The 9073-nt window shown below is 65.7% G+C and carries 13 protein-coding genes; 2 read left to right on the top strand and 11 right to left on the bottom strand.

Annotation, left to right across the window (positions count from 1 at the left end; translation table 11 throughout):
• Window positions 1–605, bottom strand: a 605-nt coding sequence (locus tag VJ307_07590; GenBank protein ID HJX74004.1) for a DUF502 domain-containing protein, incomplete at its 3' end; no start/stop codon positions are given.
• A gap of 43 nt (window positions 606–648) precedes the next feature.
• Between VJ307_07590 and VJ307_07585 the strand changes: the two genes are divergently transcribed.
• On the top strand, window positions 649–1710 hold the full coding sequence (locus tag VJ307_07585; protein HJX74003.1) for a sugar phosphate nucleotidyltransferase: 1062 nt from the start codon (window positions 649–651) through the stop codon (window positions 1708–1710).
• 5 nt (window positions 1711–1715) lie between these two features.
• Here VJ307_07585 and greA read toward each other — a convergent pair whose 3' ends face one another.
• The 10 genes from greA to VJ307_07535 all read right to left on the bottom strand — a co-directional run bounded on the left by greA (window position 1716) and on the right by VJ307_07535 (window position 8750).
• The gene (gene greA, locus VJ307_07580; GenBank protein ID HJX74002.1) at window positions 1716–2201 is read right to left on the bottom strand and encodes a transcription elongation factor GreA; all 486 of its coding nucleotides are present in this window, start codon (window positions 2199–2201) and stop codon (window positions 1716–1718) included.
• Window positions 2202–2242: 41 nt separating this feature from the next.
• Entirely contained in the window at window positions 2243–2665 is a 423-nt protein-coding gene (locus tag VJ307_07575; protein HJX74001.1) for a DUF2231 domain-containing protein, read from the bottom strand.
• A gap of 349 nt (window positions 2666–3014) precedes the next feature.
• Entirely contained in the window at window positions 3015–4304 is a 1290-nt protein-coding gene (gene larA, locus VJ307_07570; protein ID HJX74000.1) for a nickel-dependent lactate racemase, read from the bottom strand.
• Window positions 4301–5185, bottom strand: coding sequence for an ABC transporter ATP-binding protein (locus VJ307_07565; GenBank protein ID HJX73999.1), 885 nt, complete (start codon window positions 5183–5185; stop codon window positions 4301–4303). The genes larA and VJ307_07565 overlap by 4 nt, the downstream gene beginning before the upstream one ends.
• Before the next feature lies 1 nt (window position 5186).
• Complete coding sequence (locus VJ307_07560) at window positions 5187–6104, bottom strand: energy-coupling factor transporter transmembrane component T (protein HJX73998.1); 918 nt, start codon at window positions 6102–6104, stop codon at window positions 5187–5189.
• 8 nt (window positions 6105–6112) lie between these two features.
• The gene (locus VJ307_07555; GenBank protein ID HJX73997.1) at window positions 6113–6469 is read right to left on the bottom strand and encodes a hypothetical protein; all 357 of its coding nucleotides are present in this window, start codon (window positions 6467–6469) and stop codon (window positions 6113–6115) included.
• Window positions 6466–7158 (bottom strand): cobalt transporter CbiM, encoded by a 693-nt coding sequence (gene cbiM / locus VJ307_07550; protein ID HJX73996.1) that lies wholly within the window; start codon window positions 7156–7158, stop codon window positions 6466–6468. The genes VJ307_07555 and cbiM overlap by 4 nt, the downstream gene beginning before the upstream one ends.
• Window positions 7159–7173: 15 nt before the next feature.
• The gene (locus tag VJ307_07545) at window positions 7174–8019 is read right to left on the bottom strand and encodes a transporter (protein HJX73995.1); all 846 of its coding nucleotides are present in this window, start codon (window positions 8017–8019) and stop codon (window positions 7174–7176) included.
• Window positions 8020–8103: 84 nt separating this feature from the next.
• A complete protein-coding gene (gene nikR / locus VJ307_07540) occupies window positions 8104–8523 on the bottom strand; it encodes a nickel-responsive transcriptional regulator NikR (protein ID HJX73994.1) in 420 nt (139 codons plus the stop codon).
• A gap of 71 nt (window positions 8524–8594) precedes the next feature.
• Window positions 8595–8750 carry a hypothetical protein gene (locus VJ307_07535; GenBank protein ID HJX73993.1) on the bottom strand — a complete coding sequence of 52 codons (156 nt, stop codon included), beginning with the start codon at window positions 8748–8750 and terminating at the stop codon, window positions 8595–8597.
• Between the two features lie 116 nt (window positions 8751–8866).
• On the opposite strand from VJ307_07535, the gene VJ307_07530 reads away from it, so the two are divergent.
• Window positions 8867–9073: inositol monophosphatase family protein (locus VJ307_07530; protein HJX73992.1), on the top strand; the 207-nt coding region annotated here is incomplete at its 3' end.

Genomic DNA, 9073 nt, shown 5'->3' with positions numbered 1-9073 from the left:
GGATTTTTCGAGGAAGGGAACCTGCCCGGCGAGGCGATCCCCCCGGAGACGAGTATGCGGACCGCGTGCTCGACCGACATGTCCAGGCGCACCACGTTCTCCTCGGGAATGAAGAGCAACTCTCCGAGGTAGATGTGGTTGGTGGGGACATAGACGACGGCGAGGGTCTTTCCCTCTCTCTCCACCGTGCTCGTGCGAAAGCCGAGCGCCTGGGAGCCCTCCTTGGGGTATTCCACGAGTACGACTTCCTGGAACGAGCGGGTGTTGTCCGGCGAGAAAGCGTCCGTCAGCTGCTTCACCGTGGAGTAGATCGTCCGGTACCAGGGGATCCGGTTGATGAAGTTGTCCAGAGCGGACAGGACCCGCTCGCCCACGACGTTTCTCGCGAAGAACCCGACGACGAGGATGATCAGCAGCCCGGTGAGGATCCCCGTTCCCGGGATATGGTCGAGATCCGGAATGAATGCCCTCACGATGCCGTCGATGACGGGGGAGAACAGGTTGTCCACCTTCTGGAAGAACCAGACCAGGAGGGCGACGGACACCACGAGCGGCACGATGGCGAAGAGACCGGTGATGAAAGTGTTCTTCAGATTTTTGCGCACCGATGTATTCTATCGTAAATTGCGAGGGGGAGGTGATTCCCGAATGGACCACGCCGTCGTCCTGGCGGGAGGCTCGGGGAGGAGGTTCTGGCCCGAAAGCCGGATCCAGCGATCGAAGCAGTTCCTGGACCTGACGGGGGCAGGACCGATGATCGTCGAGACGGTGCGGCGTCTTTTCCCCCTGCTGCCCCGCGAGAACGTCTGGGTGGTCGCGGGGGAGAAAGATGCCCCTCATCTGAAGAGCCGCGCTCTCGGAATCCCGTCCGGGAATCTTTTGCTGGAGCCGCGAGGGAGAAACACCGCTCCGGCCGTGGCCCTGGCCGTCGCGCGCATCGAGCGCCGGGACGCGGACGCGGTGATCGCCGCCACTCCCGCCGACCATGCCGTGGGGGACGCGGCCTCCTACCGGAAGTTTCTCCGGAAGGGATTCCGGCTTGCCCGGCGCACGGGCCGGTTCGTCACGCTGGGGATCGCTCCCGTGCATCCCGCGACCGGATACGGCTACATCGAGCGGGGGGCGGCGTATCGCGGGAGGGAGAAGGGCGTCTACCTGGTCCGCAGGTTCACCGAGAAACCCGATCTGCGCACCGCCCGGAGGTTTCTCCGCACGGGCCGCTTCTACTGGAACAGCGGCGTCTTCCTGGTCCGCGCGGCGACCTACCGCGACCGGGTGGCGCGCTTCCTGCCCCCGATCCACCGGGAACTGGAGCGGGCGGTCCGAGACGGCGGGAAGAAGGGCTTCGGGGAGCGGCTGCGCCGTGCCTACGATCGCATGCCTTCGGTCTCCGTCGACTACGGGATTCTGGAGAAGGAGGACGGGATCCTCGTCATCCCGTCGGCGTTTGGATGGAACGACATCGGCACCTGGCGCTCCCTCCATGAATTCCTGGGGGCGGGAGAGAACGTCACCGCCGGGAACGTGATCCTTTCGGACTGCCGCGGCGCTCTCGTCCGGGCGGACCGGGGGGTGGTCGCGGTGATCGGGATGGAGAACGTGGTGGTCGTGCGGAGCGGGGACGCGGTCCTTGTCTGTCCGCGGCACCGTTCGGAGGAGGTGAAGGGGATCGCGGAGGAGGTGCGGAAGAAGTTTCCCGGGTTGGCGTAGTCCCCTTACTCCAGGGTGTCGCCGAAGAACGTGACGATTCCCGTCACCTCGAATTCCAGCGTTCCTTTCGGCGCCTGCACCGTCACCGTGTCGCCCGGCCTCCGGTTCAGGAGGGCCCTGCCCACCGGCGAGGCGATCGAGACGAAGTTCTTTTTCCCGTCGGCGACCTCCGGGATCACCAGCGTGTACCGGATCTCATCCCCCGTTTCGGCGTTTTCCACGGTCACCTCGCTTCCGAGGCCTGCGCGGTCTTTCGGGATCGCGGTGACGTCGATCCGGGAGAGGTCGGCGAGCCTTTTCTGGATCTGGGCCAGGCGGGCGTTCAGGGTGGATTGCCTCTCCTTGGCCGCTTCGTACTCGCCGTTCTCCGAGATATCCCCGTGCGCGAGCGCCGTGTTGATCTCCTTCGGGAGAACCACCCGGAGTTCGTATTCGATCTGCTTCGCCTCTTCGGTCAGCCGGTCGATCGATTCGCGGAGAATATCCATCATGCCCTCTGTGGCTTCGGATGACGTGGACGCCGGTTCCCGGTTCAGTGGAAAACGAGTTTTCCGCCGTAATGTCCGAGGATGATGTTGGTCAGGAAGCAGGCGGCCAGAAGGGCGCCGTAGATCCATCCCGGGCCTGCGAGCGGCAAGGCGTTGACGTCCGGCACGAAGGTCCGCAGGAGGATCGCGGGGACGGCAAACCCGAAGAGGGAGAACGCGCCGATGATCTTGATCCGGAAGACCGACGTCATATATCCCTTGTATCGGATCTTCCAGTCGAGGAACCCGGTGAAGGTGGTAATCGGCGTGACGACTGTGCCGAAGAGCGCGGTGATGAAGGCCCCCACCTCGAACTCCCTTGCCCCGGTCGCGAGATACAACACGAACGACAGGAACGAAACGGGGAAGAGGGCCTGGGGGAAATGGACGAATATCGGGTGGTAATAGATGTTCTTCGGGACCTTCATCCGTTTCCTCCTTCCCCCTTCGCGGGACAGCCGGTCCTTCCGGTCTCTCCTTGTCCGGTCCGTACTCTGCGATGCGCCGGCGGGCCGGTCGGTTCCAGGCGGCTCCCCAGGCACCGTCTTCCGGCTGCGGCGTTTCAGTTCCCGAGGAGACGGAAGAATTCCTTCGGCGCGTCACACACGGGACAGATGTCAGGTGGCTCCTCGCCCTCGTGGATATAACCGCAGATGACGCACTCCCATCGTTTCATTCCCGTGAAGATTCTACCAGAGGGGCACCGGCGGGGGGGCAAAATGTTCGCAAGGGGGCTTCCGGGGCCGGTCAGGAGGACCGCGGGAGGTTGCCCGGGGGCTAGGGCAATGCGTTCCCCGCCACATCCGGCAGGACGAAGCCCGCATCCGGGATGACGAGCGGGGAGGGGAGGTCGCCCAGGAACGTTTCCGCCTTCCGGATGGCGTCGTCGAGGGAGGCGGCGGGAGTCATTCCCATCCTCTCCACGTCCCCGGGCCGCAGGGAGGAAACGAGGATCACCCGGCACGCTTTCGCCTTCGAAAACGTCGCATGCGCCGTCTGCCCGTAGATCTGGTAATTCGCCCGAAGGTCGGCCTCCATTTCCCCGGGGTCCTCGAAACGGAACCAGGGGAAGAAGGTCTCGCTTCCGAATCCGTCCCGGCACTCGGCAAGGAGGATGATGACCCCCCCCTCCTCGGCGGCCAGGAACGCGTGATCCAATGCTTTGTGGGACTGGATGAAGTTGATGTCCTTGGGGAACCCGCCCGCGGAGGCGAGCACGAGGGAATACTTCTTCGGCACGGGCACCCGGAAGGCCTTCGCGTACCTCGCGCACCCCTCCTCGTGCGCCTTCTGCCAGTGCCCGGCGATGGCGTCGAAGATCTCCTTCTGGGGGGTGAGGAGCGTGTTGAACAGGAACGTCGGGGACGCCATCGCGACCCCCTCGACGATGTCCTCGTGCACGGGATTTCCCGCGAGGACGCCGGGGCGGGAAAGCGGGTGTTTCCCGGGGCCGTCCGTGCGGAAGATGCGGAAGTGCGTGGCGGAGGCGGTCTCCCGCGCGGCGCATCCCGGGACGAGAGCCTTCCTCCCCCCCCCGAATCCCGCGAAGTAGTGGAAGGTGATGGTCCCCGTAAGCACGATCCTGTCGTGCCCCATCAGGGGCCGGCTGATCCTTACGTGCGTCCCCCGGGAGGTGACGCCGACCTCTACGGTCTCCCCGTCGGGATCCGACTGCTCCACGCGGATCCCGGAGGAGATCTCCGGCCCGACGACCGCGTGCAGTTCCTCGTCCGTCAAGGAACGGTGAGTTCCCCGCGCGATGAAGACGGTCACCCGGCTCCTCGGGATTCCCGCGGCGCCGGTTTCCTCGAGGATGGGCGTGAGGAACTTTTCCGTGGCGGAATAGCGCGTGATGTCCGACACGGGGACGGCGATCGAGTCCGAGGAACGGACGAGTTCCCGGAGGGGCAGGGACCCGACGGGGCGGGCCATCCTCTGCCGGATCAGGGCGTCCTCGGAGGGAGGCAGGAACGGAGGCCGGGCAGCCAGTCGGTAGACGCTGCGGAACGTCTCCTCCGGCAGGATCGCCTCGGTATGCCCGTATTTCAGGGCGATCGACCGTCTCATCGTCCCTCCTTTTCTCCCCGGGGACTGCCATCCCGGTGCTCATGGACGTGGAAGACCTCGGGGTGCTCGTGCTCGTGGGCGTGCCAGTAATCCTCGTGGGCATGGCGGTGCAGGTGGACGAGGTTGGCGGCGAGCAGGAGGGACCGGTCCGAGAGGATCTCCTCCGGGGTCCCGGATGCGAGGATCCTCCGATCTTCCCCGAACACGAGGACCCTTCGGGCGATCTCCGAGACGACGTGCAGATCATGGGTGGCCGTCACCACCGTTTTTCCCGATTCCTCCGCCTCGATGATCGCGTCGACGAGCGCCCGGCTGCTCCGCGGGTCGAGCCCCGCGGTGGGCTCGTCCAGCAGGAGGATCTGCGGGTCCATCACCATCATGGAGGCGATCGCCACCTTCTTCTTTTCCCCCCCCGACAGCTCGTAAGGGGCGCGGTCCCGAATCGCGCCGATCCCGAACATCTCGATCGTACGGTGGACTTTCGACCGGATCTCCTCGGGGGGATCGTTCATCTGGAGGGGGCCGAAGGCGATCTCGTCCTCGACGGTGGGGTTGAACAGCTGGGCGTCGGAGTTCTGGAAGAGGATCCCGACCTCCTTCCGGAAGTAGATCCCGAACGGGTCGCGGGAGAGCAGGCGGTCGTCGATCTGCCGCCCGAAGGCCCGGTAGGAGCCGCTCTGGGGGAAGATCAGTCCTCCCAGGAGCTTGAGCAACGTCGATTTACCGCACCCGTTCGCTCCCAGGACGGCGATTCGCTCGGCGGGATAGACCGAAAGGGAAAGTCCCGAGAGTGCGGGGATCCCTTCCCGGTAGGCGTAATGGATGTCGGCAAGTTCGAGAAGAGGGGGCACGGTTTGCCCGCTGTGCGCCGTCATCGTCATGTCAGGCGGCGTGTGCACCTCCACAGAATACCACGACCGCGATGATCAGAAGCCATTCCGGGGCCCCGAACCAGGGGCCGGCGGGATACCTCGCCTCGCCGGTGAAGCCGCGGGCGGCCATCGCCATGCTCACCTCCTCCATCAGGTGGACGCTCCTTTCCCACGATCGGGCGATCCGGGAGCCGACCCACGCCTGTTCGGCCGCAGTCCGCGCACGGCAGACGGTGCGGCTCTTCTTTCCGAGATGGACCTCCTCGGAGTGGCGGAGCAGCGCGTGGGTATACCGGACGGTCATCCCGGTCACCTGCAGAAAGATCGAGGGGAGGCGGAGGAACCGGAGTGCACGGAGGAGATCGGACCACCGCGTGGAGAGGGTGAGCCACAGGACGGCGGCGACGGAGGAAAGGGCGCGGAGCAGGAACGTGGCGGCGGTGAGAAGTCCTTCCCGGGTGATGCCGATCACGGCCGGCAGGGAATATGGCCCGTAGCTCCACTCCCTCCCCCGGTCGAAAAGCGGCAGGATGACCGTCCCGTCGAAAAAGACGTTCAGCGTCGCCGGGGCCGCCATGAGGGCGGAGAAGACGACCGCCACGAGGAAGCCCGCTCCCAAAAACTCCGCCGGGCGGATGCGGGAAAGAGCAAGGGCCGCCAGAGGGAGGAAGGCGTGGACGATCAACCCCGGGATCGACCGGGCGAGGCTCACGCTCGCCAGGAAAAGGAGCGTGGCCAGAAGCCTCGCTCTCGGGTCCACCTGCTGCAGGAGGCCGGGGCGGCGCGCCGTCTCCTCCCGGAACAACGAGCGGGAAAAGAACGAGGAGAGTTCCCGGAGGGTCTTCTCGACGTGGGTCCCCCCCGGGGGACGAAGGCCCCGCGACGCCGCCGCTTCGAGGAATCGCCGCTCCCGGAGGGGTTCGTCCATCGGCCCTCTCACGGTTTTCCGTCCGCCGGGGGCCGCCCCCGGCCGGTCAGCCACCGGGCGAGCAGGTACGTGGCGCCCCCGCAGGCGATGATCCCGAGGAAGGCCGAAAAAAGGTAGTACAATCCCTGCGCCGGGGAGGAGGCGTCCCCCCCGCCGGTAGGGGCGTAGTCGGGCATCGGGGCTTTCCACGCATCCGCCGTTTTCTCCATCCCGGCGGGGGCGTAGCCCACCATCTTTCGGACTTCGCTTATCCCCCATTCCCCCCAAGCGCCCCCCGCCTGGAGGATCCGGGGAAGATACAGCCCGACAGGCGTGAGCAGCGCCATCACTCCCAGGGCGATCAGCAGATTCCGGTATTCCTTCACCGGGTGGCTCCGCTTTTGGCCGAGCCGAGGATCCAGGCGGATTTCGACCGCTGCAGGTAGGAGACCACCGCTCCCGTGATCAGGGCCTCGACCCCGCCGAAGACGGTCATGTGCTGGAGCATCATGGCGTGCAGGGCCACGGAGAGGGGATAGGGGGAGTAGAGAGCCCGCCCGTCGGGCGCGGTGTGCAGCAGGGGCTGGATCCCGAACATGACCGCCGTGGTGAACGCGGCCGCGTTGAGGCCGACCCACCCGGCGATCCCCGCCGCCACGGCCCTTCCCCGGTCGGAGGAAAACGGGGCGGAAAGGAGGCGGTACGTCCCGTACCCCGAGAAGGGCATCACGAATGCGATGTTGAAGCAGTTCGCCCCGATCGCCGTCACCCCGCCGTCGCCGAACAGAAGGGCCTGGATGACGAGGGCGATGCTGATCGAGAGCATCGCTCCCCAAGGGCCGACGACGATCGCGATCAGAACGCCCCCCACCGCGTGCCCCGTGCTCCCTCCCGGGAGGGGGATGTTGAACATCATCACGAGGAAGGAGAACGCGGCGGAAATGGCGAGGAGGGGCGCCCTTCGCGCGTCGAGGCTTTCCCGCACCTTGCGGGCGGCGATCGCCCAGAGAGGCGCGCAGGCCGCGTATGCGGCGATGTACGTCGGGGGGCCCAGATAGCCGTCGGGGATGTGCATATCGTACGCGTTCTCCTATCTCGTCCTCTTGCCGCCCTCCCCCGGGGGATCATGCTTTTCGTGCCGGCCTTCCCCTTTCTCCTCTCCGGAAAAGGCAAGGGTGACCCCCGCGAGGTACGTGACGCCGGGCGACGCGTCGGTGGTTCCCCAACGGATGCCGACGTCGAGTGTGAGGTTCCGGGCGAGTTCCGCCTTCCCCCCGACGAGCAGATCCGAGGAGGCGCTTCCGGCAGCCCCTACGTTTTTCTCCCAGAGGTATTCCCCCAGCAGGATATACCGCCCGCCGACTTCCCACTCCGCCGCGAGGCTCGCCCTCACGCTGTCGTCCCGGTCCCGGCTCCCGATGGGACGCCCCGCGATGGTGGCGCCCGTGTTGGCGTGGATCAGGACGGCGCCGATCTCCCAGTCGGCGATGACGGTGGCAAGGCCGCTTGCCCGGCCCGGCCCCAGCCCTTTTGTCTCCTCCCCCGTGGGAAGGACCGCGCCCGCCTTGAATCCCACGGTCGGGATCCACCCGTTGCCGTCACCGAACGAGGTCTTGAGCGTCACCTCCGTGTCGCCCATGCCCCGAACCGATTCCGTGCCGTCGCCCGGCTCCAGGAAAACGTAGGCGAAGGAGACCGCTAGGTCGATCCGGGGGGACAGCCCCAGCGTGTAGGTGTTCCCCAGGGATGTTTCGCGCCCCCCACCGGAGGGGGAGGACCATTCGCCGTTGAGCTCCACTTCCACGTTTCCCTTTCCCTGCGTCCCCGCGTCCTCGGTTCCGAGGGGATGGCCGGCGACCGCGCGGTTTCGGGTTCCCGGCAGCAGGAGCGTTCCCGCAAGGACTGCGGTGCATGCGACCCGGCCGGCCTTCTTCATGTCGCCCCTCTCCGCAGGTGATGCTACGATTCTTTTATTCGTAACACGGATGAACGAAAAAAAAGACCGGGGTTTTCACGGCGGTCACATCAAATCCCTTCCCTCCGCGGTCGCGGAAAACGTGCCGTGCTTGACACCCCGTGTGCCGATCAGCTGGTCGGCGATGGTCTTGATTTCCAACGCCTTCCCCCGAAGCACGAGAACCTCGAGGCAGTGGTGGGCGTCAAGGTGTACATGGAGGGTAGAGACGATCGACTGGAAGTGGGCGTGCTGAAGGTCGGTCAGCTTGTCGGCCAGCTCCCGCGTATCGTGGTTATAGACGAGCGTGATGGCGCCGACCGCCTTCCCTTTTCCCGTCTCCCACCGTTCCCTGACGAGGCTGTCCCGGATCAGGTCGCGGATCGCCTCGGACCGGTTGGCGTATCCTTTCCGCCCGATCAGAAGATCGAACCGTTCCAGGAGTTCTCTTTCCAGGGATACGCCGAACCGGGCAACTCCGGGCATGTCCGTTCCCCCTTCTGCACCAATATTAGCACGATAATATATTTCGTGCTACCGGCGCGGGGGAATCGGACCTACTGTCCCAGTTTTTCGGGCACGGGAAATTCCCGGCCGCAATGCGGGCAGATGATGCTGTCTCCGGGCTGCCAGGTCCGTATCTCCTTCCGGGCGGCGCATGCCGGCATCAACAGAAGGAGCGCAAGCAGGACGGCGAGGCGTCGGAACCTCATCGGGAGCACCTTCCTCCGGCCATTCCGGTGATCCGTGCAACTCTTGCGGGGCCGGCGCAATCTCCATACTATAATGACCCGGCGCCTCTTGCAAAGCGGCCGGAAAGGGAAACGCGATGGGAAACCGGGAATGGATGGAATTCGCCGAGGAGGTGGCGCGCGGGGCGGGGGAGATCCTCCGCCGGAACTACGGGAGGCGGCAGTCCATCCATTTCAAGGGGGAGATCAACCTCGTGACGGACGTGGACCGCGAGTCCGAGGCGTACCTCATGGAGCGGATCCGGTCCTCGTTCCCGGACCACGGGATCCTCTCCGAGGAGAGC

This window comes from Candidatus Deferrimicrobiaceae bacterium (assembly GCA_035256765.1).
Lineage (GTDB): Bacteria > Desulfobacterota > Deferrimicrobia > Deferrimicrobiales > Deferrimicrobiaceae > CSP1-8.
This window is presented reverse-complemented; position numbering and strand designations above follow the sequence as displayed.

What these genes read in the sequence shown, in the direction of transcription:
- VJ307_07585 (HJX74003.1), top strand. Translation starts at nt 649, where the DNA reads ATGGACCACGCCGTCGTCCTGGCGGGAGGCTCGGGGAGGAGGTTCTGG.
- greA (HJX74002.1), bottom strand. Translation starts at nt 2,201, where the DNA reads ATGATGGATATTCTCCGCGAATCGATCGACCGGCTGACCGAAGAGGCG.
- VJ307_07575 (HJX74001.1), bottom strand. Translation starts at nt 2,665, where the DNA reads ATGAAGGTCCCGAAGAACATCTATTACCACCCGATATTCGTCCATTTC.
- larA (HJX74000.1), bottom strand. Translation starts at nt 4,304, where the DNA reads ATGAGACGGTCGATCGCCCTGAAATACGGGCATACCGAGGCGATCCTG.
- VJ307_07565 (HJX73999.1), bottom strand. Translation starts at nt 5,185, where the DNA reads ATGACGATGACGGCGCACAGCGGGCAAACCGTGCCCCCTCTTCTCGAA.
- VJ307_07560 (HJX73998.1), bottom strand. Translation starts at nt 6,104, where the DNA reads ATGGACGAACCCCTCCGGGAGCGGCGATTCCTCGAAGCGGCGGCGTCG.
- cbiM (HJX73996.1), bottom strand. Translation starts at nt 7,158, where the DNA reads ATGCACATCCCCGACGGCTATCTGGGCCCCCCGACGTACATCGCCGCA.
- VJ307_07545 (HJX73995.1), bottom strand. Translation starts at nt 8,019, where the DNA reads ATGAAGAAGGCCGGCCGGGTCGCATGCACCGCAGTCCTTGCGGGAACG.
- nikR (HJX73994.1), bottom strand. Translation starts at nt 8,523, where the DNA reads ATGCCCGGAGTTGCCCGGTTCGGCGTATCCCTGGAAAGAGAACTCCTG.
- VJ307_07535 (HJX73993.1), bottom strand. Translation starts at nt 8,750, where the DNA reads ATGAGGTTCCGACGCCTCGCCGTCCTGCTTGCGCTCCTTCTGTTGATG.